General features: G+C 61.7%; 20 protein-coding genes. 10 read left to right on the top strand and 10 right to left on the bottom strand.

What is annotated here, in order from left to right:
* Positions 1–26: 26 nt before the first annotated feature.
* The 6 genes from J3R75_RS14575 to J3R75_RS14600 all read right to left on the bottom strand — a co-directional run bounded on the left by J3R75_RS14575 (position 27) and on the right by J3R75_RS14600 (position 5,661).
* Positions 27–1,013: a serine hydrolase domain-containing protein gene (locus J3R75_RS14575; RefSeq protein ID WP_307262912.1), complete on the bottom strand. Its 987-nt coding sequence runs from the start codon at positions 1,011–1,013 to the stop codon at positions 27–29.
* Positions 1,014–1,186: 173 nt separating this feature from the next.
* Positions 1,187–2,218: a lactonase family protein gene (locus J3R75_RS14580; RefSeq protein ID WP_307262914.1), complete on the bottom strand. Its 1,032-nt coding sequence runs from the start codon at positions 2,216–2,218 to the stop codon at positions 1,187–1,189.
* Positions 2,219–2,278: 60 nt separating this feature from the next.
* Entirely contained in the window at positions 2,279–2,416 is a 138-nt protein-coding gene (locus J3R75_RS14585) for a hypothetical protein (protein WP_307262916.1), read from the bottom strand.
* A complete protein-coding gene (locus J3R75_RS14590; RefSeq protein ID WP_307262920.1) occupies positions 2,409–3,836 on the bottom strand; it encodes an FAD-binding oxidoreductase in 1,428 nt (475 codons plus the stop codon). Before J3R75_RS14590 ends, J3R75_RS14585 begins: the two co-directional genes overlap by 8 nt.
* Positions 3,837–3,865: 29 nt before the next feature.
* Positions 3,866–4,864, bottom strand: coding sequence for an electron transfer flavoprotein subunit alpha/FixB family protein (locus J3R75_RS14595; protein WP_307262923.1), 999 nt, complete (start codon positions 4,862–4,864; stop codon positions 3,866–3,868).
* On the bottom strand, positions 4,861–5,661 hold the full coding sequence (locus tag J3R75_RS14600) for an electron transfer flavoprotein subunit beta/FixA family protein (RefSeq protein WP_307262925.1): 801 nt from the start codon (positions 5,659–5,661) through the stop codon (positions 4,861–4,863). The genes J3R75_RS14595 and J3R75_RS14600 overlap by 4 nt, the downstream gene beginning before the upstream one ends.
* Positions 5,662–5,703: 42 nt before the next feature.
* Between J3R75_RS14600 and J3R75_RS14605 the strand changes: the two genes are divergently transcribed.
* The 3 genes from J3R75_RS14605 (at position 5,704) to J3R75_RS14615 (ending at position 7,867) form a co-directional block, all read left to right on the top strand.
* On the top strand, positions 5,704–6,252 hold the full coding sequence (locus tag J3R75_RS14605; protein WP_307262928.1) for a hypothetical protein: 549 nt from the start codon (positions 5,704–5,706) through the stop codon (positions 6,250–6,252).
* 54 nt (positions 6,253–6,306) lie between these two features.
* The gene (locus tag J3R75_RS14610; RefSeq protein WP_307262932.1) at positions 6,307–7,065 is read left to right on the top strand and encodes an exodeoxyribonuclease III; all 759 of its coding nucleotides are present in this window, start codon (positions 6,307–6,309) and stop codon (positions 7,063–7,065) included.
* 82 nt (positions 7,066–7,147) lie between these two features.
* Entirely contained in the window at positions 7,148–7,867 is a 720-nt protein-coding gene (locus tag J3R75_RS14615) for a TrmH family RNA methyltransferase (RefSeq protein ID WP_307262934.1), read from the top strand.
* Between the two features lie 691 nt (positions 7,868–8,558).
* Here J3R75_RS14615 and J3R75_RS14620 read toward each other — a convergent pair.
* The gene (locus J3R75_RS14620; RefSeq protein WP_307262936.1) at positions 8,559–12,347 is read right to left on the bottom strand and encodes a hypothetical protein; all 3,789 of its coding nucleotides are present in this window, start codon (positions 12,345–12,347) and stop codon (positions 8,559–8,561) included.
* A 22-nt stretch (positions 12,348–12,369) separates the two neighbouring features.
* The gene (locus J3R75_RS14625) at positions 12,370–12,852 is read right to left on the bottom strand and encodes a hypothetical protein (protein ID WP_307262938.1); all 483 of its coding nucleotides are present in this window, start codon (positions 12,850–12,852) and stop codon (positions 12,370–12,372) included.
* 594 nt (positions 12,853–13,446) lie between these two features.
* Here J3R75_RS14625 and J3R75_RS14630 point away from each other — a divergent pair.
* The 4 genes from J3R75_RS14630 to argS all read left to right on the top strand — a co-directional run bounded on the left by J3R75_RS14630 (position 13,447) and on the right by argS (position 17,454).
* The gene (locus J3R75_RS14630) at positions 13,447–13,779 is read left to right on the top strand and encodes a flagellar basal body-associated FliL family protein (protein ID WP_307262940.1); all 333 of its coding nucleotides are present in this window, start codon (positions 13,447–13,449) and stop codon (positions 13,777–13,779) included.
* A 141-nt stretch (positions 13,780–13,920) separates the two neighbouring features.
* The gene (locus J3R75_RS14635; RefSeq protein ID WP_307262943.1) at positions 13,921–14,220 is read left to right on the top strand and encodes a hypothetical protein; all 300 of its coding nucleotides are present in this window, start codon (positions 13,921–13,923) and stop codon (positions 14,218–14,220) included.
* A 20-nt stretch (positions 14,221–14,240) separates the two neighbouring features.
* Entirely contained in the window at positions 14,241–15,530 is a 1,290-nt protein-coding gene (gene hisD / locus J3R75_RS14640; RefSeq protein ID WP_307262945.1) for a histidinol dehydrogenase, read from the top strand.
* Positions 15,531–15,666: 136 nt separating this feature from the next.
* Entirely contained in the window at positions 15,667–17,454 is a 1,788-nt protein-coding gene (gene argS, locus J3R75_RS14645) for an arginine--tRNA ligase (protein ID WP_307262949.1), read from the top strand.
* 269 nt (positions 17,455–17,723) lie between these two features.
* On the opposite strand, the gene J3R75_RS14650 is transcribed toward argS, so the two are convergent.
* Positions 17,724–19,127: an SGNH/GDSL hydrolase family protein gene (locus J3R75_RS14650; RefSeq protein WP_307262951.1), complete on the bottom strand. Its 1,404-nt coding sequence runs from the start codon at positions 19,125–19,127 to the stop codon at positions 17,724–17,726.
* 85 nt (positions 19,128–19,212) lie between these two features.
* Positions 19,213–21,852, bottom strand: a complete 2,640-nt coding sequence (locus tag J3R75_RS14655) for a DUF5696 domain-containing protein (RefSeq protein WP_307262953.1) — start codon at positions 21,850–21,852, stop codon at positions 19,213–19,215.
* A 606-nt stretch (positions 21,853–22,458) separates the two neighbouring features.
* On the opposite strand from J3R75_RS14655, the gene J3R75_RS14660 reads away from it, so the two are divergent.
* The 3 genes from J3R75_RS14660 (at position 22,459) to J3R75_RS14670 (ending at position 25,877) form a co-directional block, all read left to right on the top strand.
* A complete protein-coding gene (locus J3R75_RS14660) occupies positions 22,459–23,526 on the top strand; it encodes a class I mannose-6-phosphate isomerase (RefSeq protein WP_307262956.1) in 1,068 nt (355 codons plus the stop codon).
* Between the two features lie 73 nt (positions 23,527–23,599).
* Positions 23,600–25,501: a glycoside hydrolase 5 family protein gene (locus tag J3R75_RS14665; protein WP_307262959.1), complete on the top strand. Its 1,902-nt coding sequence runs from the start codon at positions 23,600–23,602 to the stop codon at positions 25,499–25,501.
* 109 nt (positions 25,502–25,610) lie between these two features.
* On the top strand, positions 25,611–25,877 hold the full coding sequence (locus J3R75_RS14670; protein ID WP_307262962.1) for a hypothetical protein: 267 nt from the start codon (positions 25,611–25,613) through the stop codon (positions 25,875–25,877).
* Positions 25,878–26,004 lie beyond the last annotated feature (127 nt).

Genomic DNA, 26,004 nt, shown 5'->3' on the forward strand with positions numbered 1-26,004 from the left:
GCGGCGGCAGGGCGCCAGGCAGTGGTTTAGCAGTCCGCGTAGAATTCGCCGATGGTGCGGAAGGCGTCGTCGTTGCCGACGCCGCAGCGGTTAGCGATGAAGGCCACGATGAGGTTGGCTTCGGGATCGCACCACAGGACGCTACCGGCGGCGCCGCCGTGGAGGAAGGCGCGTTGGGGCTGGTGGTTGAAGATGAGCTCCTTATTCCAGCCGCGGCTGCGGATGAGAAAAGCCTTGTTGTTGTCGGGCGTACGGAGGATGTCGGCTTCGCGCATGGCCTCGAAGGTCGGCTGGGACATAAGGCGGCCGGGAGTGATGACGGCATCGGCGAAGTTCATGAGGTCGTTGCAGGTGGACCAGAGGCCGGCACCGCAGATTTCCGCGGCGCAGAATTCGTCCAGCGGGATGGTCGTAAAATTGCAGGGGATGGTCTTGGCCAGGTCGGCTGGACAGAAGGACGTGTTGGGCATGCCGCAGGGCGTGAAAATCCAGTCCTGGAGGACCTCTTGGGCGCTGGCGCGGGCACCGACGCTGAGCAGGACCTGGCGGATGAGCTGGTAGGGGCTGGTGCGATAGGACGCCGCCGTGCGCGGCGCCCACTGAAAACCAGCTGCGACGAGCTCGGCAGGACTCGATTTATGCCAGGGGCAGTCCTTCAGGCCCGTGCGGTGCAGAAAGACGTCTTCGACGCGGAGGGCGAGGAAGTCGCCGCCGGCGGCCTTGAGCTCGGGGATGAAATGGTGGAGCGGGTCGTCCCAGCGCAGAAGCCGCTGATCGACCATGCGGGCGATGGCGGTGCCGACAATCGCCTTGGTGATGGAGAAGATCATCAGCGGCGTCTCCCGCAGAGTCGCCGCGTCCTGCTCCGGCAATGCGCTCATGACCTCGCCGCGCTCCTGCCCGAACTGGCGGGCGCCGAGCATCACCACGTCGAATTTCTTTTCGTCGAGGCAGAGCCGGGCGCTGTTGAGGGCTCGTGTGAAGGTCGTGTCGTTGACTGTCGGGTAGATCATGGCTTTTCTAGGGCTTGATGTTGTTGATGCCGCCGGGACGGCGGCGGTCCCAGGATGAATGCCGCCGGGACGGCGGCGGTCCCAGGATTGGTGCCGCCGGGACGGCGGCGGTCCCAGGATGAATGCCGCCGGGGACATTGATTTGTGAGATATTGTCCGTTATCCGCCGGGGTTTACCAGTGGATGCAGAGTGGTCGCGGCAGGGTGGTGATGACATTGCCGTCGGGGGTGAGCTTGCCGGATTTGGCGTCGTAGTCGTAGAAGAATATGGAGTCGGAGAACTCGTTGGTGGCGGCGAATTTCGACCAGCCGGGGAGGAAATTGATATCGCGGGGGCTGCTGCCGCCGGTAAGGACGAGGTCGGTCATGGTCATGCCGCCTTGGCCATCGAGGGCGTAGACGGCGATGGAGTCGTAGCCGCGGTTGGAGACGAAGAGGAATTTTTCGTCTTGGGACAGGCGGATGGCTGCGACCTTGGTGGCGTCGGTGAAGGTTGCCGGCAGAGTCGGTTTGAGCTGGATGGCGGTGAAGACGCCATCGGCGTAGCGCATGGAGACGACGGTGTTGCCGAGCTCGTTGGCCAGGTAGGCAATTTTGCCGCTGCGGTCGAAGATGAGATGGCGCGGGCCTGATCCGGCTGGCACATCGGAGAAGGTCTTGACGCCGCTGGCGACGATGCCGCGTGTTGGGTCGACCGGGTAGCATTTCACGGCGTCGATGCCGAGATCGACGACGCAGAGGTACTTGCCATCGGGGGCCATTTGGGTGAAGTGGGTGTGCGGGCCTTCCTGGCGTTTTTCATTGGGGCCGTGTCCCTCGTGTTGAATCACCTGGGTGAGGGCCTTGAGGGCGCCGTTCTCCAGGGCGAATTCGGTGACGCTGCCGCTGCGGTAGTTGGCGGTGAAGAGGAACTTGCCGCTGGGGTCGGTGCAGAGGAAGCAGCTGCTCAGGCCCTTGGCGTCCATGCTGTTGAGGAAGGTCAGCGAATTGTCGTCGTTGATTTGGAATGCCGCCACGCCGCCGTTGTCGCCGATGGCGCAGGTCGAGTAGAGGAACTTGCGGTCTGGCGAGTAGGCCAGGTAGTTGGCGCTGTTGAGCTGGTTGAAGCCGAGCTGGCGCGGGCGCCCTTGGTCCATGACGTAACGATAGATACCGCCCTGGGGGGTGTTTGCACAGGCCGCGAGGTAAAATTCCTGACTTTTCATGCTGGTTGCTCCGATGGCCGTTGGCCGCTTGTGGTTGGGGTGAAAAGACGGGGATGGACGTTAGCTTGAGCGTTGTTGCCAGTCGTATTCCTGGTCGACGCAGACAAAATGCCGGTGGACGCTGGCGCCGTCAACAGCAATGGGTATGACGCGGGTCCTTTGGGTTGGGCTGAGGTGCGACAGCGTGCGTTCAATCAAAAATTTTACCTGGATTCATGATGCCGTTGGGGTCCAAAGCCGTCTTGATATTGCGCATCATGAGCATGAATCCCGGGTCGGCGACTGCAGCGAGGTACTTTTTGCGCTTGTGGCCGATGCCGTGTTCGCCCGAGATGTGGCCGCCGATTTTGGCGATGGCCTTGTACATGTCCATGAGAATCTCCGGCAGGACGCCGTGCCAGTGCTCGAAAGTCCATTCCGGTGGCATGACTGGCGTGGCGTGCAGATTGCCGTCGCCGGCATGGCCGTAGCAGGGGATTTTCACGCCGTATTTGGCGGAGATTTCGTTCACGGCCGCGCTGGCGGCGGGAATGGCCGCGATAGGCACGACGATGTCCTCGAGGCTCTGATGCGGCGAGAAGACCTTGAAGGCCTCGGCTACGGCGCGACGGATGCGCCAGATGCGCTCGGAATTCACGTGGGTGTCAGCGACGTACACGTTCGTGGCACCGGCAGCCAGGCATTGTTCACCGATGACATCGTAGTCGTGCTCGACCTGCTTCTCGTCCGCGCCATCGACGGTGATGAGCAGCATGGCGCCGGCGTCGGCGCAGGGGAGGCTCTCGTTGAGGTATTCGCAGGACGTCGCGAAGGACAGTCGGTCCATGAACTCGACGGCGGTCGGGATGATGCCGCCCTCGGTCATGATTTTCGGCACGGCGGCGACCGCTTCGTCGATAGTTTTGAAGAGACAGAGCATGTCCACCGACGCCTTGGGCAGCGGTAGCAGCTTCAGGATGATCTTGGTGAAGACGCCGAGGATGCCCTCGGAACCGACCATGAGCTGCAGGAGATTGAGGCCGGACACGTCTTTCACCAGCTTGCCGCCGAGGCTGACCAGCTCGCCGGTGGGCGAGACCATGTCGATGCCGAGGACGTAACGGCCGGTGACGCCGTACTTGACCGCCTTGCCGCCGCCGGCGTTTTCGGCGACGTTGCCGCCGATGGTGCAGGTCTCGAGGCTCATGGGGTAGCCGGCATAGAAGAGTCCGTAGGGGCGCAGCGCTTCGTTGATTTCCGAGGTGATGACGCCGGGTTCGACGGTGATGGTGAGGTTGGCGCGGTCAATTTCCAGAATGCGGTTCATCCGGCCGAAATCCAGGACGATGCCGCCAAAGAGCGGCACGGCGCCGCCGGAGAGACCGCTGCCGGCGCCGCGAGCCGTTACCGGAATGCGTTCGCGGTTGGCGACGCGGACCAGCTGGGCGAGTTCCTCGGCATTGCCGGGACGGGCGACCAGCTCGGGATTGCGTGTTTCGCAGTCCGCGGCTTCGTCGCGTGAGAAGGGTTCGAGGCGCTCGGGGTCGTTGAAGATGATATTGCTGGCGCCGAGAAGGTCGCTGAGTTCCTTGACGACGTTGGTGCTGATGGGCTGATAACTGTGGGTGGCGCTGTTCATGGTGGGTGATGACTCCTCGTGGCGCGCGGTCAGGACTGCTTGGCGGCGGCAATTTTAGCGGTGAGCATGGGCAGCAGGGTGAAGAGGTCCCCGCATAGGCCGATCTCGGCGTAATTGAAGATCGGCGCCTCGGAATCGCTGTTGATGGCGATGATGGTCTCGGAGGTTTGCATGCCGGCGAGATGCTGCACGGTGCCGGATACGCCGACGGCGATGTACAGCTTTGGCGACACGGTCTTGCCTGACAGGCCGACCTGCGCCGGGTAGGGCAGCCAACCACGATCGACGGCCTCGCGGCTCGCGCCGACCGCGCCGTCAAGGACGTTGGCGAGTTTGCGGGCCAGTTCGACATTGTCGCCCTTTTTGAAGCCACGGCCTACCGCGACCACGACGTCGGCGTCCTGAATCGCCTGGGTTTCCACTGCCGGCGTGTAGTCCACGCGACGGACGCGGCTCTTGAGCAAGTCCGCCGGCGGCTGCCAGCGGTCAATGCGGCCAGTACGGCCGGAGATGCTGGGTGCGGGCCGTGTGGAATGGGGTCGGACCGTCGCCATTTGGGGGCGCCGTTCGGGCGTCTTGATGGTCGCCATGATATTGCCGCCGGCGGCCGGGCGGGTTTGCAGGAGATTGCCGGTGTCGGCTTCAATCTGCAGGCCGGTGCAGTCGGCGGTGAGACCGGCGCGAAGGGGGCCGGCGACGCAGGGCATCACGGTGCGCCCCGTGCTGGTGGCTGCGGCGATGAGAATTTCGGGTTGTTCTTTGACGATTAGTGCCTGCAGGCATTTGTCGTAGGGCTCGGGCAGAAAATGGCGCAGCTCGGGGGCTGACGCGTGCAGGACGCGGTCGCAGCCGCGGTCGATGAGTGTCTGCAGTTCGGCATCGCTGAGATTATCGCCGAGGATGACGGCGCAGAGCTCGGTGCCGCGCTGGTCGGCAAGCTCGCGGCCGCGAGTGATCAATTCGTAACTGACGTCGGCGACTTTGCCCTCGCGTTGTTCGGCGAGGATCCACACGGCTTTCGGGCTCATATCAGGCCTTTCTCCTTCAGCAGACACACAACGCGATCGACGGCTTTTTCGGCCTGAGCGGGGTCCATTGCTGGTAATTTTTCACACTTCTTGAGGTGGCTGGGGCGGAAGATTTTGACGACGCGGGTGGGGGAGGCTTTCAGGCCGGTGTCGTCCTGACTGACGCCGAGGTCCTGGGCACTCATGATGTCGATGTCTTTGGCACGGGAGAGGCGTTTGCCTTGCAGGGTTGGCAGTCTGGGTACGGCGGCTTCCTTGAGCACGCAGGCGAGGGCGGGGCCGTCGATTTCGACGGTTTCGTAGCCGTCTTCAAGCATGCGCCTGGCGCGCCAACCGCCAGCGATCTGCTCAATGTGGCTGACGAAGCTGATCACCGGCAGGTCGAGGAAGGCGCCCATGGCCGGGCCGGTCTGGCCGGTCTCGCCGTCGGTCGCGCGTTCGCCGCAAAGGATCAGATCGGGCAGACCGAGCTTCCTGACGGCTGCAGCCAGGGTGAAGGCCGTGCACCAAGTGTCGGAACCGGCAAAGGCGCGGTCCGACAGCAGGACGCCGTGATCAACGCCGAGCGCCATGGCCTCGCGCAGGACCTTCGTCGCCGCCGGTGGCCCCATGCTCAAGCAGACGATCTCGCATTTTTCCTTCGCGGCTTCTTTGATCAGCAACGCGCATTCGATGGCGTGGAGGTCCAGCGGATTGATGACCGAACTGGCCGCCTCGCGGATGAGCGTGCCGGTCGTTTCGTCCATGCGCGTGGCTTGGCTCTCCGGCACCTGCTTGATAAGGACAATTATTTTCATGTCAAGTCTTGGGGTTGGTGAAAATGACAAAACGGATGATCAATGAGTAAACCTAAAAATCTAGTGGACAACGGCCAACTCCGCAAGCTCAAAACTGAGAAAAAGCCCCCAAGGGCAGTCCTGCGCGGGGTGGACAAGGTGGACAAGGTGGACAAGGTGGACAAGGTGGACAAGGTGGACAAGGTGGACAAGGTGGACAAGGTGGACAAGGTGGACAAGGTGGCAGTGGGGCAGTGGGGCAGTGGGGCAGTGGGGCAGTGGGGCAGTGGGGCAGTGGGGCAGTGGGGCAGTGGGGCAGTGGGGCAGTGGGGCAGTGGGGCAGTGGGGCAGTGGGGCAGTGGGGCAGTGGGGCAGTGGGGCAGTGGGGGCAGTGGGGCAGTGGGGCAGTGGGGCAGTGGGGCAGTGGGGCAGTGGGGCAGTGGGGCAGTGGGGCAGTGGGGCAGTGGGGCAGTGGGGCAGTGGGGCAGTGGGGCAGTGGGGCAGTGGGGCAGTGGGGCAGTGGGGCAGTGGGGCGTCAGCGTTTCATTATCACAGTTGGTACAAGAAAGGCCGGTGCGGGCGTCTGCGTTAACGGCGGCGGGGTTATATTAGCGCGTGCGAAATAACGAGTTGTGTTTTAGGCATGCTAAGGAGAGCAGTCGGATCATGAAAATCATCTCATGGAATGTGAATGGTATTCGGGCTTGTCAGACGAAGGGCCTGGTGCCGTGGATGATCGCTAGTGGCGCGGATTGTCTGTGCTTTCAGGAAACCAAGGCCAACCGCGAACAGCTCAATGACGAGATGCTCGCCGTTGCTGACTACAAGGCCGTCTTCGCCTCGGCGGAGAAGAAGGGCTACAGCGGCGTGGCGACCTATTACCGGCAGGAGCCGCTGTCGGTGAATCTCCTAGGCGCGGCGGAATTTGATCAGGAAGGGCGGACGTTGATTCTTGAATTCGAGGACTTTTTCCTGCTGAACTGCTACTTCCCCAACAGCCAAGACGGCGGCGCCCGCCTGGATTACAAGCTGGCCTTCTGCGCCGCCGCGCTGGAAAAATGCCGCGAGCTTTGCGCGACGGGCAAGCACATCGTGATGTGTGGCGACTATAACATCGCGCATCAGCCCATTGATCTGGCCCGCCCGAAGGAAAATGAAACCAGCGCCGGCTATCTGCCCGAGGAGCGCGAATGGATGAGCACCTTCCTCAATGCGGGTTATGTGGACAGCTTCCGGCTTTTCGATTCCTCGCCCGGCAAATACACGTGGTGGTCGTTTCGGGCGCGGGCTCGCGAACGGAATGTCGGCTGGAGAATAGACTACCATTGCGTGGACGAGGCGTTCCGCGATCGCGTCAAAAGCGCGGCGATTTTTCCCGAGGTGATGGGCTCGGATCACTGCCCCGTGAGTATTGAACTGGCCTAGACAGCACGTGCCGGCAGTGGCGACGGTGAGCGACGGTGAGCGATAGCGACGAGAGATTTGTGAGAAAGAACGAGGAAATGATATGGCAGTGCCTTTAGATTGCATTTATGGCATCAATCCGGTTTTTGAAGCGGTGCGGGCCGGCCGGCGACAGATTTCCCGCGTCTGGCTGAACAAGGATGGGGGCAACAACCCGCGTTTGCGTAAGCTGGCGCAGTTTCTGGATAGCCGCCAGGAGCCGGTGGCATGGGTTGACCGCGCCGCGCTCTTCGAACTCTGCGGCACGCGCGAACACCAGGGCGTAGTGCTGGAGGCCAGCGCGTTCGAATACACGCCCTTTGCCGACATGCTGGAGTCGCCGCGGCTGGTGCTGCTTGATTCTATCGAAGACCCGCACAATGTCGGCGCCATCATGCGTACCGCCGAGGCCTTGGGCTGGGGCGACGTGCTGCTGCCGCGGCGCGGGTCGCCGCTGATTTTGCCCTCGGTGGCGAAGGCCTCCGCCGGCGCTTGCGAGTACCTGCGCATCGCCGTGAATTGCTCAGCGAACCAGTACATGAAAATTGCCCAGGAGGCCGGTTACGCCGTTGCGGCCCTGGACGGGTCGGGCAAGGTCTCGCTGGAGGACGTCCGCGCTGCTGCGCCGGCGAAGCTGCTGCTGGTGGTGGGTGGCGAGGACTCCGGCGTCAGCCAGTTCATCATCAACAACGCCGAATATGTCGTCGCCATTCCGCAAAAGGGCCGCATCAATTCACTCAATGCCTCTGTGGCGGCGGGCCTGGCGCTGTACGTGCTGGGGTGAGGTCGCCGCCATCCGGCAGGGGGCGGCATGGCAAGCAAGCAGGGGAACACGGGACGATAGGGCGTTTTTCACTGGGCGGCGCGGCGATGGTATGCTCTCCGACGGATCGGTCTGATCGGTCGTCTTTGGCTACTGCTGAGTGCTGTAGGCGTTCGGACGTTTTGTGGGGGTGGCGCCCTCCGGGGGCTGGCTTTCTTGGCTTCGTCCACCCTGGGTTGCGGCGCCCTTCGGGCACCTCACCCAGGATTATGCATGGTGCGGCCCTCCGGGCCGAATCTGGTGGGTTTGGTGGATCGGACCGATCTACTGTCTTTTATCGCGGACGGATCGGACCGATCGGACGGATCGGACGGATCGGACCGATCAGACGACTTGATCAGTCGGATCGGTCGGATCAGTCGGATCATCTTTCTGGTTATCGCGGACGGATCGGACCGATCTACTGTCTTTTATCGCGGACGGATCGGACGGATCGGACGGATCTACTGTCTTTTATCGCGGACGGATCGGACGGATCGGACCGATCGGACTGATCGGACGACTTGATCAGTCGGATCGGTCGGATCAGTCGGATCATCTTTCTGGTTATCGCGGACGGATCGGACGGATCGGACCGATCAGACGACTTGATCAGTCGGATCAGTCGGATCAGTCGGATCAGTCGGATCAGTCGGATCAGTCTGGTTGCCGTTCAGGGTGCGACGCGCCAGATTTTGATTGCCTTACTGACAGCTGGCTCTGGCCATGGGTTGAGGTAGAGGTACTCGATGGTAGCGCCGACGCTGTTGATAGCACTGCCCCACGGCGGTTTGAAGCCGCCGAGATGGAAGAAGAAGCCGGTGCCGCCGCAGCGCACGGCTTCGAGATAGCCCTCTTCGCCGAGAAGCGCCTTGACCAGCACCAGCGGCGAGTCGTTGCCGAGAATGGGCCGTTGCACGCCGGCGTTTTCGGCGGTGATGATGGCAGCCCGTTCTGGGTCCAGCCACTGCTTGCCGGCGTCGGTGAGGGCGAGGGGCTGTGGCAGATCGCTGACGGGGAGCATGGCGCAGGTGAAGCCGAGGCTATTGGCGCCGCTACTGTGGATCGCGTTGGTCTGCCAGCTACCGTCGCTTTGCTGCGCTGTGAAGTGGTAGAGCGGGTAGCCGCCGCCGGCCTGCCACCAGATGCCGCCCGTCTGTACGTAGTTGCGCATGAGGTCAAGCATGGCGCTGTAGGGCATGTCGGCTTTGCCGAAAAAGAACTCGCCGCTGGTGTTGATGATGGCAAAAGGCCGCTGTTCCGCCGGGGCTTGTAGCGCTGCGAGCAGATCGGCGATCGTGCGGATGGCGCTGACTTCCAGGCCGCTCTTGGCGAATTGCGCGGGCAGTTCGTCTTGCCAGCGCGCCAGCGTGCTGCGGAAGTCGTCATTGCCGACGCCATCTAGCGCCAGCAGCGCGACGCGGCGCGGCGTGGCGGCGTTTTTCGCCGGGGCGATTTTGGGCAGTGTCGCCAGTGACGGCAGGTCTTCGGCCTGCCAGGCCAGCGTCGTGGCGCTGCTGTCGTTGCGGACGGCGAGTTTGTCGCGGCGGTCGTCTTCGTTGAGCAGCTCGTCCACGCCGGTGGTCCAGGCTACGGGCAAGGCGGCCGCGAGGCTGTCGCGGTCGCGGCCCAAGATGGCGCCGTTGAGACGCTGGTTCTTGAAGGCGAGAGCGAAGCCCACGTACTGGCTGCCATCGTTGGTCTGCAGGGAGGCCGCCTTGGCGCGGGGGCTGCTGACGTAGAAACCGTAGGGCGGCAGAGTGTGCTTTTCCAGCCAGCGTTTTTCGTTGTCGGGCAGGGGAATGGCCGCCAGGATGGGCGTCAGCTCGCAGGGCGCGTCTTCGAGGTTGGCGATGACCACGATGTCGCCAGCGAAGCGCGTGCAGGTGACTTGGTGGGGCCGGTCCAGGCCGAGTTGGAAGCGCGGGTAGCTGAAGTCCAGGAGTTTTTTGCCGGCGTAGTCGGCGGCGACGGTTTTCTGGATGGCATCAAGCCAATGCAGCCAGCGTTTGCGGGCGGGATTTTTTTCGAAGCCGAGTGACCAGCGGTAGCTCATGCTGTAGCCGAAGGCCAGTGCGTAGCTAAGCTGATCGGGATCGTCAATGAAATGCCCGAGGTCGTGGGTGGTGAACAGACATTGGTGGTGCGAGAGGTAGGAGAGGGTGGGGAAGAACTGCCATTCGTCTTGCGGGAAACGGAATTTGGCGTGGCGGGTGCGATATTTGCCGCGTGCGGGGATGGTCCCCCAGGCGCAGCCGCAGAGCATGGTTTCGAAATTGACGACGCGGTCGTGGCCGTCTTCGGTGGCCAGCGGCACGTGCTCGGCGTCTTCCATGGAGAGCGAGTGCATGCCGTCCATGGCGCTGGCTTTGCGGGGTTCGAGCGCGTGGTAGTTCCAGCGCCAGGAACGGGCGCCGACCTGGTCCTGGAGGATAATGTCGCTGGGGTAGGTGACACTCATGTCGTGGCGGACTTCGCGGTGGATGGCCTGGACGGCCGGGTGCCAGAAACAGACGCCGTAGCCGGCATTGCTGGCGTATTGCTCGCGGCTGAGTTTGCCTTCGCGATTGAAAGCCAGCGGCGCTTCGCCCTCGCGCTCAAAAGTCGGCCCTTTGGGATCAATGCACCACCAAGACGTGTTGGTGTAGGGCATCATCAGATGGCCGAGTTCATGGCCGGCGCGGTAGAAGCGCGTGAGGTCTTTGGGGGATCCCCACCATGCCTTGGGCGGCAGGTGGTCGGGGTACTGTTTGTCAAAGCCACCGTGGAGATATTCAGTGAAGTGGATGATGTTGGGCGCCGGGATGTCGGCCATGGTCTGGATTTGGATGTCGGCGGTGGCACCGCCCATACGCACCAGCACGGCGTTCTTGAGTTTCTCCAGCTGTTCTGGATTGCGGACCTTCGCTTCGAGCGAGCCGGCGATTTCATTGACGCGGGCGTATTCGTCCAAAGCCGGCTGGGGCGTCGCGAAGCCGAACTGGCAGCGGTAAATGGGCGACTGCCAGGCCATGCCGGGCTCGATGGCGTCATTCCAGCCGTGGCTCAGCGCCGCGCCGGCGGGATCGCCCCCGGTTCTCAGCGAGCAAGGCACCGCCACGCGTTCGCGGTCCCATGGCTTGCGCATCATGGGCTGGATGCCGAAGAGGGCGATGCCGCTGCGCCGATAGTCCACGAAGACGAAGTCGGCCACGGCGCTGGGGTACTGCACGCTGAAGCTGAGGTAGGGCTTGGGTTCCAGGAAATAGTAGAAAGAATAGCCGCCGGCTTCCCACCAGAGGCCGCCGCGGCGGACGTAGTCGCGCAGCCGATCAAGGTCGGCCATCAGCTCTTCGGCGCTATGACTGGGGAACCACTCGCCATAGGGATTGAGGATCATGGCGAAGTCGTTGCCGGCCATGGCGGCGCGCATTTGCGTGGCGTTTTCGATGATGGCCAGTTCGGCGCCGGCGAGTCTCCAGAAGGACGAGTTGGCGATGGCCTGCTGCCATTCGTCAACCGCCACGGGCGTCCAGCCGCCTTTCGGGGGGCCGTTGCGCAGGGCGATGATGGCGACCTTCTTGCCACGGAGAGCGTCGGGATGCTGACTGACATAGCCCTGCATGGTCGCGGTCATGATGGTGGTGAAAAGTCCTCGGCCCTGGTCATTGCCTTCGGCGTTTTTGGCACCGATGCGGAACAGCAGGCCTTTGCCGCCGAAATCGTTGGCGCACAGCGCCGGGCCGTCGGCGTTCTCCAGCAGCGACAGCGTGTATTGGCCTGGAGCCGAGGCACGGTTGACGGTCATCTTCTTGCCGGCGAGGTTGGCGATGGCGTCTTCGGAGTACCATTTGCGGCCCTCTTCGGTGATGCTCAACGGCGCCATGGGCAGATTGTCGTCGAGCTGATTCAGGGGGCCGCCGAAGAGCTGTTCGTAGCCCTTGGTGCCGCTGCCGGCAGGGATGAAGGTCTGGTTGTCGCCCTTGCGGTGATCGCCGTAGAAAGCCGGCAGGAAGGCATAGCCCATCCCCTCGGCGCCGCGCTCGGGAAAGACCACTTTGACCATGTCCCGGGTGGGAAAATTGATCTGTGCAGGAACGGTGATGCGCAGGATGGGCCGGTCGTTGCGGACGACTTCGGCGCTGACATCAAAATGCTTGGCCGCGAAGGCGAAGTGGATGTTCAGGGCGATGGCTTCGGATTGATACTGCAGCGTCAGGCGGTCCTTGCTGTCATTCCAGCGGCTCTGCATTTTGCCATTCCATGGCGCTGCCATGAAAGCGCGGGTGTCAAGGGTGTCATTTTCAAAGCTGAGCTGCCAGAGTGAATTGCCGCCGGTGGCGGTGGTGTTGTCGATTTTGTCCACGATGGTGAGAATGGCGCCGTCGGATTCGCGGAGGCTGAGTGAATAGGCGTCGTTGCCGAATTGGATGTCGGCGCTGCAGGCGGCGGCGACAAGCAGGGCGGTTAGAAATGCGCGCATGGTCTTCTCCTGATGATGAGGGCTAGGCAATTGTTGTGGTGGATTGGTGATGACGGCAAAACATGCTCACTGCCTTTTTGACGGCGAGGTAGGCCGGCAGGCATAGCAGGCAGTAAAAGGGCAGGTAGGCCCAGCCAAGCAGCAGGGCAAAGATCATTTGGGCGCCATCGGCGGTGTTAATGCTTAGGGCGCGGACTTCCGGGGGCATGGCGCTGTAGTCATCATACGGTGCAGCAAGTTCGCGGACGTAGGACCAGTAGCTGTGCACGCCCGTATTGACCAGCAGCCAGCTGATCATGGGCAGGGTGACCGTCAGTGTCAAGAACAGCATGCGATACACGCGCTCAGGAGTCGGCCGCAGCACGCCCCGCGCGTCCTTGTGCATCTGGCGAGCGGCGACGGGATCGCGATAGGCGAGCCAGTGCAGGCTGTAATATAGCAATGGAAAGAGCAGAAAGAGCCACAGGGCAAAGAGATAGCTCGCATGGGATAACTGCAGAATCATAGGCGCAGAGGAGATTTTTGACTGCTTGGGAAGACGCGCGACAAGTAAACCCCTCAATGTACTTGACGCAGCCGCGATTGCCACATTATCCCGCTCACATGCTGGAAAAAGCTGCAGACAATATTCATGGACAGGATGGACAGGATGGACAGGATGGACAGGATGGACAGGATGGACAGGATGGACAGGATGGACAGGATGGACAGGTAATTCAAGCGTCCATAGCGTCCATAGCGTCCATAGCGTCCATAGCGTCCATAGCGTCCATAGCGTCCATAGCGCAGAGGACGTTTTTTTGGGGCGCTGGCAAAAAAACTGAATTTATCTGGAACCTGGCGTCATTATCGGCTGTCGTATTAGATGCAGCTTGATGATGTGGGAATTACCCCATCAGCAAGCGCCGCCGCAGCCGGCGTTACTGAGCGAGAACAGCATAAGCGCGCCGGCTGCGAAGTTTTTTGGCAATTAACGCCGCGCGGCCCTTGTGAAGGCTAGGGAAAGTGGCGATAATATAGACAACAGGTGTTGCCCGTGCAGTTGTGATGATGACTGTGGTCGGGCTGGTGTGAGAAAGAGCGGTAACGGGAGTAGACGATGAAAGCCCTGATAGTGATTCTGCTGATCGTGCTGGGTATAATCGCCTACGTGTTGGTCGGTGGTGACAGCAGCAAGAAGGGCCGAAAAAGACCCGCACCCGAGCAGACCACCGTTACCGCCCCTGCACAGCCAGCGGTACAAGCACCGCAACCGCAAGCTGAGCAAACGCAATCACAACCAAGCACGGGCAGCACCGTATCGAGTGAAATCAGCGGCGTAATCAACTACGGTATCGGAGCAACGCAGATCCAAGCAAAGAAAAGCATGACATCAAAAATCAAGAACATCAGCGAGAAACAAAATCGCGATCTTGACAACGAACTGCGCTGAGCTGACGACCAACACAGTGATTACGCTTAACAAGCCCAACAATGCTATCGACCGCGGAAGCGAGACGGCGTTGTTGGGCTATATTTTTGCCCGCGCCGGATGGCGTGTTGAAGTCGCCACTAAGGAAGAACGGAGCGTAGCATGGCCGTGCCTCTGAATCGCCTGGAAGGCCGCAAATTCTGCGTGGTTTTCGTCAAGTTGGTCGACCCGGTGACCGAGCGGGTGCAGCTGCAGTGCCTGCGTGGGCGGGCGAGTATTGATCGCGGCAAAGTGAGCGTCTACAACGAACACGGCGCGGTCTTCACGCTGCCCAGCGTGTCGTTGAAAAATATTATGGCCAATGACGGCACGGAGTTACTCCAAGACGCGGAGTATTTCTGCTTTGTGCGCGTTGATGACAGTATGCAATTGGTAAACAAGGACAGCGAGCTGTTCCTGTAGAGCGAAGGGACGAACCCAACATGGACATTATCCGTCTCGCCGACGGCGGTTACGAAGCCAAGCTGGCACCGCTGATGAACCGCAGTGCCTTTGATGCGGACATTGACCGCAGTGTGGCCGAGATTTTGGCGGCGGTGCGCAGCTGCGGCGACGCCGCATTGAGCGAGTACGCCAGCCGTTTTGACCATGTGACGTTGACGCCGGTGCAATTTCAGGTGACGGCGGACGAGATTGCTGCCGCCGCCGGGCTGATTGACGACGCGACCCGCGCCGCCGTGGACGTGGCCTGTCGGCAAGTGACGGTCTTTTCTCGCGAGCGCCTGCCCAAGGCCTGGCAGTTTTCACCGCGTGCGGGGGTGATGCTCGGCGAGCAATTTGCGCCGATGGACCGCGTGGGCTGCTACGTGCCGGGCGGCACGGCGCCGCTGATTTCGACGGTGGTGCACACCGTGGCGCTGGCGGCGGCGGCGGGCGTGAAGGACATCGTCGTGGTGACCCCGCCCGGGAAAGACGGCCGCGTCAATCCGGCGTTGCTCTATGCCTGCAAGGTCGCTGGGGCGACGGAAGTGTATCGCCTCGGCGGCGTCTATGCGGTGGCGGCGCTGGCTTATGGCACGGCGACGATTCCCAAGGTGGAAAAAATTGTCGGGCCGGGCAATGCCTATGTTACGGCGGCCAAACGCCAGCTTTACGGCGAAGTGGCGTTGGACTTGGTCGCCGGGCCGTCGGAAATCATGATCATTGCCGACGACAGCGCCGATGCGCGTTATATCGCGGCGGATATGCTGTCGCAGGCCGAGCACGGCTCCGGCCGCGAGCAGGCCGTGTTGCTTAGTACTAACGCCGCGCTGCTGCCGGCCGTTGCCGCCGAGTTGAAGCGCCAGAGCGCGACGTTGTCGCGCGCGGCCTGTGTCGAAGCGGTGTTGGCCAAGGGCGTTTTTCTGATCGAAGTCGCGGATTTAGCGGCGGCGGCGGCATTGGCGAGTCGTTATGCTCCGGAGCACTTGGAGCTGATGACCCGCGATGCCGAGGCGTTGGCGGGCCGGATTACCGCCGCCGGGGCGATATTTTTGGGTCCGTGGACGCCGGAGCCGGTTGGCGATTTTGTTGCCGGCCCGAGCCACGTGTTGCCCACGGGCGGCGCCGGGCGTTATTTCAGCGGCCTGACGGTCGAGCATTTTTTCCGTCGCATGAGTCTGGTCCGTTACGACCGGGCGGCATTGTTGGCCGAGTTACCGCACATCCGGCAGTTCGCGCTGTGCGAAGGCCTGGATGCGCACGGCAATAGCGCGGCCATCCGCGCGGAATGACGCGGGCCTACGGCAGGCGGCGCGTTTCTCGCGCCGGGTTGCGCGGGTTAACGACATTCGCCTCGTGCTAGGGCACTGTGACGGCAGTAATATTCATCTCTACCTGTGTTTTCAGCCAACGTGACGGACTATGACCATGAAATTTGCCTTTTTTGCCGACCTGAGTGATTTTTTGCAGAGCCAGTACGGCGTGAGTGTGCCGGAGATCCCGGTGGAGCTTTGTCCGCCGCAGTTCACGGGCGACATCACGGTGAATTGTTTTCCGTTGGCGAAGGCCCTGCGCCGCAATCCCATGGAGCTGGCGGCGGCGCTGTGCGCGCAGTTGGCTAGTCATAGCGATATTGAGGCCGTGTCGGCGGTGAAGGCTTTTGTGAATATCACCCTGCGGCCGGCGGCGCTGATGCGCGACACCGTTGCCGATCGCGACGCATTGCTGGCGGCGGTGGCGTTGCCCGCAGTGGAGCGCCGGCGCGTATTGATCGAGTTTTCGGCGCCGAACACCAACAAGCCGCAGCATCTTGGGCATGTGCGGAACAACACGGTGGGGATGGCGACGGCGTCGATCCTGGAGCGTGCTGGCCACGACGTGGTGCGGGTAAATTTGGTCAACGACCGTGGCATTCACATCTGCAAGTCCATGCTGGCCTATCAGCGTTTTGGCGCGGGCGTCACGCCGGCCAGCAGTGGCAAAAAAGGCGACCATCTGGTTGGCGATTTCTATGTCGCCTATGATAAAGAACTGCGCAAGCAGCTGGCGGCGCTGCGCCTGGACAAGCCGGCGTTGGCGGACAAGACCGACGAGGAGCTCTTCCTGGAAACCGAGATCGGCATGGCTGCGCAGGAGATGCTCCGCGCCTGGGAGCAGAATGACCCGGCGGTACGCGCGTTGTGGGAGACCATGAACCAGTGGGTTTTTGACGGCTTTGCGGTCACTTACCGGCGCATGGGCGTGGAATTCGAGCGCACCTATCTGGAAAGCCAGACCTACATGCTCGGTAAGGACATTATTCGCGACGGCTTGGAACGCGGCGTGTTCAAGAAACGCGATGACGGCGCGGTCATCATTGAGTTTGACGACCCGTCGCTGGGCACGAAAGTCGTGTTGCGCAGCGACGGCACCAGCGTCTATGTCACTCAGGACATTGGTACGACCATGCTCAAGCAGAATGACTTCCAGCCTGACCAGCAGATATGGGTTGTTGGCGACGAGCAGATACGCCATTTCAAGGTGCTTTTTGCGATTCTCAAGGCCCTCGGCTACAGCTGGGCCGACCAGCTGACGCACATGGCTTACGGTATGGTTAATCTGCCCAGCGGCAAGATGAAAAGTCGCGAAGGTACCGTCGTGGATGCCGACGAGCTGTTTGATGAAATGGAAACGCTGGCTCGCGATGCCACGGTCGAAAAGGCTGGCGATGACCTCCCGGAGAATCTCGATGAGCGCGCCCGAGTCATCAGCATGGCCGCGCTCAAATTCATGCTGTTGAAGGTCAATCCCAAGACGACGATCATGTTTGATCCGCAGGCGTCGATCAAATTCGAGGGCGACACCGGGCCGTACGTCCTGTACGCATACGCGCGCATCTGCTCAATGCTGCGCAAGGCTGCCGCGGCCAGCGATGTCACCGCCGGCGCGCTGGACTGGGCCCTGCTCAAGGAGCCCGCCGAACGGATGCTGGCGCTGCGTTGCGCGCTCTATCCGGAGCTGCTGCAGAAAGCCGCGCGGGACCTGGACAGCTCGGCCCTCGCTGGCTACTTGCTGGATTTAGCCAAGGACTTTAGCGGTTTCTACCGCAACTGCCCGGTGCTCAATGCTGACGATGCGTCTCTGCGGACGACGCGGCTGGCGCTAAGCGAGACCGTGCGGGTCATCCTCGCCGATGGCTTGCGGGCACTGACCATCAACACGCTCGAAAGCATGTAAGCGCGGCCTGAAAGCATAGTTGGCTTTTGCGAGGGGGAGGAAAGGGGCGTCGCCCCTTTCCTCCCCCTCGCGCTCCCCCACCTATCCCATTTCGGCTCAGCGCCTTGCGGATGTCGTTCTGCGACATCCGCAAGGCGCTGAGCGTCAGCAGTATAAGCTGATTATTTTTCTGCTGATATACGACGCGCAAAAAGTCGCCACACCGGCGTGTTATTGGGGCACTTTGGGTGACAAGCCCTTGTCGCGTTGCTGGTGATCTGTTCAATGTGTTATTGCTCGGTAGCGGTTTTTCCCCAGGTGGCGGGTGGCTGGTGGGCGTTGAAGTGGCTGATGGGCAGCGCCTGGCCGTCTTGCGGTACCATGCGCAGCACATGCGGTCCGTTGGCGATACCCTGCAGCAGCACCGTGGGCAGTTGCACGCTGTCCATAGTGCGGACGCGCGCCAAGGTCATGCGCAGCTGATCGGCTGCGGGAATGGTGGCTGGGAAGACGGGGAAAGACGTGAAGTTGATGCTGCATTTTTCCGGGTATATCGGCTCCAGTTGCTTGGCGAAGTAGCGGAACATGAAATTGCCGATCCAGAGATTTGCGGGCATGAAAAGTGTGCCATTGGTGGAGGTGAAGTCCTGGTCGCTCCAGCCTTCGCCCTGCGGGCCGGATAGGGAGCCGCTGAGGGAGAAGTGGATGCGCTTGCCATCGGGCGAGCAATCCGGCAGGAACGCCATGGTCCAGTCTTCAGCTTGGAGGAGGCCGCGCTTCTGCACGTTCATGATGGCCGGCCGTTCGGTGATGAAGCCTTTCGGGCGCGTGATGTGCCAGAGCTCGGGGACTGCCTCGACGGGCTGGCCGTCCAGGAAGAGCTTGACGGGTACTGGCGCGGCGCCGGTCGTGGTCGCGCAGCTGAGATAATTGCCGTTGAAGCGGAGGGTGAGGGACTGGTCGGCGGCGTTGACCGTCACCGCTGGATCGGCCAGGGTGATTGTCTGCACTGTGCCTGCCGCACTGGGATTGTCGCCAAGGGCTGGGACGCGGACCAGTTCTTCGCCGATGAATTGCGCCATGAGCTTTTCGCCGTCGGTGTTGAGGTGAATGGCATCGCGCAGCAGTTCCTTGCCGCTGAAGTTGTTCGCTTCGCAGTGCCGCGCCCATTTGGCGCGCACATCGACCAACGCGGTCTGGCAGCTCTCGGCGGTGCGTTTGATGTCGGCGACGCGCTGGGTCATGTCGGTGACTTTATCGCCGTTGAAGCTGAAGTGGCTGGTCCAAAGGACCACTTCGGTCGTGGTCCGCTGTTTGACGCGGCGGATAATTTCCTCGTAAAGCGAGGTCGGCCCGTAGGTGTGGAAGATGAGCAGATCCGGGTAGTAGTAGTACAGATCGTGTTCGGCCGTGTGAATCAGCCAGCTGGATTCAAAGCTGCCCATGGACGGATTGATGAACTGGAAGCGAGCGTTGGGGAAGCGGGCTACGAGCATGTCGGCGACCTGTGTCGTCCACGCCTGGCAGGTGATGGACTGGCCGTAGAACATCACTCGGATCGTTGCCGGATTTTCCTGCGTGGACTCTGCGGCGCGCTTCATGGTCCGCTGGATGTAGGCGATGCTGGGATTTTCGGCGGCGAGTGCGCAGCCCATGAGAGTCATGGCTGCCAGAGCGGTGAGTTTCAGACGCATAGCGGGAACCTCGTGGTTGCTGGTAAGGTGATAGGGCGAGAGGGGGCGTGGGCGAGGGGGCGTGGGCGAGGGGGCGTCAGGGGTGTCACTTGAGATCGACGACGGCCTCGCGGGGGACATTCAGGGCTTGACCGCGCCAGCTGATGTCCGGCGCGCCGAAGCCGTGAAAGATGCGCAACTTCCGCGCCTTGGTGAGGGTCTGGCCATCGGCGGCGTGGATGCAGAACAGCGCCTGGTCGGGATAGTCGCGGCCGCCCCAGCGGCTGGCGTAGAAGCCAGTGAAGCGCGGCGCTTCGACAAGGACGCCCCAGGTGGGCAGGACGACGTCGCCGCCGTAGAGCGAGGCGACGGTCTGGTTTTGCTTGCTGGTATTGACGACGACCGTGACTTGCGCGTCGCCCGTGCCGTAGACGGCGCGTTTGAGCAGGCGATCCGGGCTGAGGTACTCGAATTTAGTGAGGCGCAGGTGGGTGGTGGCCTCATTGAGTGGTCCGAGCAGCTCCTGGGTATTTTTGATGAAGACGTCCATGGCGTGCATGCCGTCGGCCCAGCCCTTGTCGCTGCGGGTGTAGGTGGCGTGGCATAGGTCCTTGTCCACATCGCCCGGGGTGAAAGCCAGTTCGGGCTTGAGGGCGAGGGTGCCGAGGAGGACGCGGTTTTGGCTGTCACTCTTGCTCAGTTTGGCGCGAGCGGAGACATCCTTGAGACTAAAGAGACCGGCATACACCTTGACGCTATCGGCCTTGACGCTTTCGGGTATCTCGACGCGGAAGGGGCCGGCCTTGATTACCTGGCCCGGTTGCCAAGTCGAGGTCGCCGGGGACAGCTCGTGGTCGTTTTGGAAGAGGATATTTGGGCCTGCGACGAAATGGACGAATGCGCGCCAGTTGTTGGCATCGCTGCCGTCGGCCTGCCAGGAGTAGGAGATGGTGAAGGCCCGGTCGCCGTCGGCTTTGAACTGGTCCACGCTGGGAACAAAATCAATGGTGCGTGCTTGGTGTTCGGCTTTCCAGTAGAGGTGGTCGGGCATGCTGTGGTAGTGGAGGGTGCGGGCGCAGAGGGCGTGGTGGGCGACGTACTCGGCGGCCATGTCGGCCGAGTAGCCATATTTACCGTGGGCGATCTGGCAGTCGTGATAGACCATTTCCCAGAAGGGAATGACCTCTGCGCCAAGTTTTTCGGGCACGAGATTGTGAAAATAGCGTCCCGAGACACCGACGAGGCCTTCGAACCAGTCGCTGTGTGGCAGGGCCCATTCCCGGCCGCATTCGCTGCCGAAGAGGCCGAAGGTCTCGCGAGAGAAATCGCTCAGTTTTTGTTTCCAGGCGATATCGCTGTTGCGGTCGAGGGGATGTGCCGGGTCCTTGCATTCGCGGGGGCCGACAGCGTAGGTGGTGTCGATGAAGTAGCACCATGGCCCGAAGAGCTTTTGCACGGCGGGGAGATTCTGCGGCCGTGCGGCCAGCTCGACCTGCTTGGGGGCGCAGACCATGTAGGCCCGTCCGCCAAGCCAGCGGCCGCCTTTGATGACATTGCCGGCGGCGTCCTTTTCCAGCATGGCCGGGTTCCAGCTGGGGGCGTCGGCGTACATGTCCTGGTAGTTGTCATGGAAGGCGGCGACGTAGCCGAGAGACTGGATGCGGCTGACGGCGTCGGCCAGGGCGGCGTTGCCGCCGCATTCGGGGTTGGCGGGCAGGGCGTCGGGATGGCGGCAGTCGTAGCCGCCTTCCGTCCAGCCGCCGATGATGAAGAGGCATTTTTCGATCTGCAGGTCATTGCGGATATGTTCGGCGATTTGCGCGGCTTCATCGAAAGACCAGCGGACCTTGACGGATTCTTCTGCGGTACTGTTTTCGTTCATGCGTCTGGCGAGGCAGGTCCAGAGCTTGACATTGGCGGCGCCGCCGAGGAGTGCGGCGTGGGGATTGCGGCGGGCCTTTTCGCCCATAGTGACGGCGAGGCCTTTGTGTTCGGCGATGCGGCGGTAGTTTTCCGCGATGCTGTTCCAGTCGCCGTTGCCCAGCGGGGTGAGGCGGATACTGCGCGCGCTGTTGCGCATGACCACGTCACAGTTGAGACGCTGTTTGACCTCGCCTGTTTGTGGCTGGGTGGATTGCAGCTCGGGGAAGACATAGGCGTCATCCCAGTCCATGATCAGCGCCGAGCCTTTTTTGACGAAGCCCATCATATTCATGTGGCAGCCTTCGTAGTCTGAAGTCCCAAAGGTCCGCTTGAAACTCACGCCACTGTCGGCAGGGAAGAGTAGGCCTTCGCGGCAGGGGACGACGACGCAGCCGGTGTCGGTATCGCTGATCTGCAGGGCGTCGCCGAAGATACGGAAGCCGCTTTTGAGCTCGTCGCCGTCGTAGGAGAAGACAGCCGTGCGGCCGCCGTCGACCAGCGTAATGCCGGCGCTGACGCCATTTTTCTTGCTCAGGGTGACGCCGCTGAGGCGGCCTTGCGCGTCGTGCGCGAGGACGCTTTGCGAGAAGCCGCCGGCGAACGCCGTTGCCGAGCCGATGGCCGCCGTGCCGGTCGATGGCCAGCTGCCGCCGGAGCGGCGGTCGGTCAGGGACCAGGCGCCGGTGGCGGGCTGGATGGTGACGATCATGCTGTCACTGACGAGTTCGATCGCGGCGGGTTGCTCCTGGGCTTTCATGGCGGCGGTACCTCCCAACAGGATGATGGCGGTGGCAAGGTGGCACGATATGTGGCGATGGCTCATAGTGCGAACTCCGGGATGAATGGTTGCATTGGCGCAAGGGTGCGGTGTGCGCGGGTACCTCGGGTTACCGGCTGGCCGGTATGGGCTGGTGAGGACAAAGAAGGTAGCGCCGAATTGGGCGTGCTGCAAGCAGTTTTCACGGTATCGCAGCAGTCGGGAGCAGTCGATTTTTGTAGGGGCGGACCTGCGTGTCCGCCCTGGTCGATGGCAGTCGATAGCAGTCGATAGCAGTCGATAGCAGTCGATAGCAGTCGATGGCAGTCGATGGCAGTCGATGGCAGTCGATGGCAGTCGATAGCAGTCGATAGCAGTCGATAGCAGTCGATAGCAGTCGATGACATTCGATGGCAGTCGATAGCAGTCGATGGCAGTCGATAGCAGTCGATGGCAGTCGATAGCAGTCGATGGCAGTCGATAGCAGTCGATGGCAGTCGATGGCAGTCGATGGCAGTCGATAGCAGTCGATGGCAGTCGAAGGAGTTATCCCCGTGTTGCATGGTGGTAAAATGATGCTCCGCTGGTAGATTTAAGGCACTTTTGCGCTCTCCTTCGCGTCCTGTCGGTCCCCGGGAATTCTTGCTGACACTTTAGGAAGGCGGTCTTCACATGATATCCGTAGTCAAATTTTTGCCCAACCGCGTGCAACGCCTCTATCATGGCGGCAGCGGTATTGATCGTCTGCGTGGTCTGGCTGAGCCGGTGGACAGCCGTTACCCCGAGGACTGGATAGCGTCCTGCATTGACGGCAATGGCCGCGAATTTCACTCCATCGGGCACGGCATCAGCAAAGCGTTGGTAGATGGGACGCAGTGGGATTTTCCCGCCTTGCTGCATCGCCGTGGCGAGGAGCTCCTTGGGCCCGAGCATCTCCAGCGCTATGGCGAGACGCCGGCGGTGCTGACCAAGTTGCTTGATGCTGCCGAGCGCCTGCCGTTGCAGGTCCATCCCACCAGAGCCGACGCGGCCAAGTATTTCAACAGCTCTTTCGGCAAGACCGAGGCGTGGATCGTGTTGGCGACGCGGGTGATCAATGGCGAGGAGCCCTACTTGCTGGTGGGCTTCAACGAGCAGCTCGACCGCGAGCGTTTTGTCCAGGAGTCCCTGGCCGGCGAGTATTGCGAGGGCCTGGGCATGCTCCATAAGTTACTGGTGAAGCCGGGCGACGTGGTGGTGATCTATGGCGGTTTGCCGCATGCCATCGGTTCCGGCGTGACCATGGTGGAGGTCATGGAGCCCAGCGATCTGGTCATCGTGCCCGAGCGGAATTGCTGTGGGCGCATCCTCGACGACGCCAAGCGCTACGCCGGCTTGGACGGCGCGACCGCCATGTCGCTGTTCGATTATACCGCGTACAGCGCAGCGGCACTGCGGCAGCGCTGCTGCCCACAGCCGGCGCTGGTGGCTACGCAGGGCGCGAGCACGCTGCGCACGCTCATTCCCCGTGCCAGCTGCGGCTACTTCGCCGCGCAGGAATTGACACTGGCGGGCAGCTGGCAGCTGGACCTCGCCAGCGAGCGCTGCTTCCGCATCGGCATCGTCGTCGATGGGTGCGTCACCATGGGTGGCGAGAGCTTCATGCCCGGCGAGAGTTTTATGATTCCCTATGCGGCTACGACGGGCGACTTGTCCGGCTCTGGTCGCTTGCTGTTTATTCTGCCACCCGACTGTCACTGAGCGCCTGGCGTATTGGTCGCGGTGGCCAAGTCGCGCGCACTGTCAAGCTGCACACCCTGAAAATGATGAGGTTATGATCATGTTGGAATCCGGTCGTTTTGTTCTTGGCGTGAATTACTGGGCATCGCAGACCGCGATGGACATGTGGTCGAAATGGGACGCCGCCGACATTGAAAAGGACTTTGCGGCGTTGGCCGCGCAGGGCGTGGAGGTTCTGCGGGTCTTTCCACGTTGGGACGACTTCCAGCCCATCCGGCTCTACTGCTCGGCGGGCGCGCCGGGCGGCACCGCCAAGGAAATCCGCTTGGGCGACCAGCGCCTGCCGGAGACTCCCGCCGGTCAGTGTGGCATGAGCGAGGAGATGATGGAGCGCTTTGAGATCTTCGCCGATCTTGCTGAAAAGTACCATCTGAAGCTTGTCGTCGCGCTACTGACCGGCCACATGACCTTCGGGCTCTTCATTCCTCGCGCTCTGGAGGGCATTGATCTCTTCACGCACCCGCGCGCCTTGCGCTGGGAGGCCAAATTTCTGCAATACTTCGTTGCGCGCATGAAGCATCATCCGGCGATCTGGGCTTGGGAGTCGGGCAATGAAAGCAATTTCATCTCGCAGGCGTCCAGCCGCGATGCTGCTTGGAGCTGGATCCACTACATCCATAGCACGATTCGTCTTGCCGACCAGAGCCGGCCAATCATTGGCGTCAGCGGCCTGGAAATCGTCGACGGTCCCAATCGCCGCTGGCTGCTTGAAGACCATGCGGAGTTGTCGGACATTCTGTCGGTGCACCCTTACGGCATTTGGGGCAGCGCGTCCTACGAGGAGTTCACGCACATCCGTAATCTGATGTTCTGCGTGGCGCAGAATCGTGTCTGCGAGGACATCGGCGGCAAACCGAGTTTTGTTGAAGAAACGGGTCTGTGGCGCCCCATCGCGGTGACCAAGAAGGTCCTCGGGCAGGTCGTTCGCGCCATGCTGTGGAATCTCTGGGCCAACGACTGTCGCGGGCTGCTCTGGTGGTGTGCGTTTGATCAGGACCGCTTTGACATGGCGCCCTACGGCTGGAATGAGCCTGGTCTGGAGCACGGCATTCTCACTGGCGATCGCGAGGTCATGCCCATTGCTCAGACCATGAAGACGTTCCGTGATTTCATCGACCAGCTGCCCTTCGGGCCGTTGCCCAAAGTTCGGCCTGACGCCGTGTGCATTGTCAGCGACCAGGAAGTCGCCCACGGCGCGATGATTCTCGCCCGGCAGGCCGGCATCAATCTGCAGTTCTGCTCGCCGACCAGGCCTTTCCCGGATGCGCCGTGCTACTTCTTGCCTTCGGCGAAGGGACGGGCCTTCCTGAGCACCGCGCAGTGGGAGGCGCTCTTGGCGCGTGTTCGCGCCGGCGCAACCCTGTACATGGCTCTCGAGGACACCTATCTGTCGCATCTGGAGGATGTCACTGGCGCTGGCGTGGTGGCGCGGCGCGCAGTCAACAGCACGTTGCATGCGGTCTTCAATGATTTCACGGTTGACGTGCCGGTGAAGGTCAGATACGACTTCGAGGTGACCAGCGCGAAAACCCTCGGCAATGACGCCGATGGCATGCCCATCTTCTTCGAGGCGCAATACGGCTTGGGACGCATCCTGACGCTGGCGTTCCCCCTGGAACGGACCTGCATCGAACGCACGGGGCTTTTCGCTGGCGATGCCTGGAAAATTTATGCCGCGATTTTGCCCAAGCAGCGCCTGGTTGCCAGCAGCAACCCGATGCTGGTTATCACCGAACATCCGTTCGCTGACGGCCGTTGCGCTTGCGTCCTGGTCAATAACTCCGCCGCGCCTATCAGCGAGGCCGTGGTGGTAGCCGATGGCTGGACGGTGCAGGGCGCATACGCCGACCTCGGCTCGGCGACTTTCGCCGACGGCGCGCTCAGCCTGCCACCTAACGCCGGCATCGTCCTCGAACTGCGGCAAGAAGCGCGGTAGGGGCTTTTGGCTCGGGCAAGCAGAGGTTCCGCATGAAGGCCGACAATACTGAGACAGGGTGTTCACAACTAGTTTGATGAGCTATGACATTGCGTTGGAGGTGACTGCCATGAGTGACCAGGCGCCGGTATTCGCATTTCTTTCCCCGCGCAAGAATGACGCTCCCGAAACAATCTCCCTGAAGGAGAACAAGCAGTATGATATTGACTTGGGTGACAGCCGGATTCTGCATGTCACCATTGAGAATACGACCAAGACAAAACCACAGCAAGTCTTGACGGAAGAACAGAAGCGCGTGCGGACGCAGGTGGGATTTGCGGCCTTGTGTTTGCTCTTGGCCATCTGTATGCTGTGTTTTCTGCTGGCATCACTGTGATTTTGGGGACAGCATCGCCCCTAGCACCGAAGGGACTATCTAAGCCCGACCTGGACAGGTGTCGCGACAGATGCCGTCCCGCCCGGGTGCTCGGTGGCCTTGCTACTCCCGTCGCGCAAGTTCCAGG

The organism is Oligosphaera ethanolica (assembly GCF_030814695.1).
GTDB classification, from domain to species: Bacteria; Verrucomicrobiota; Lentisphaeria; order Oligosphaerales; family Oligosphaeraceae; genus Oligosphaera; species Oligosphaera ethanolica.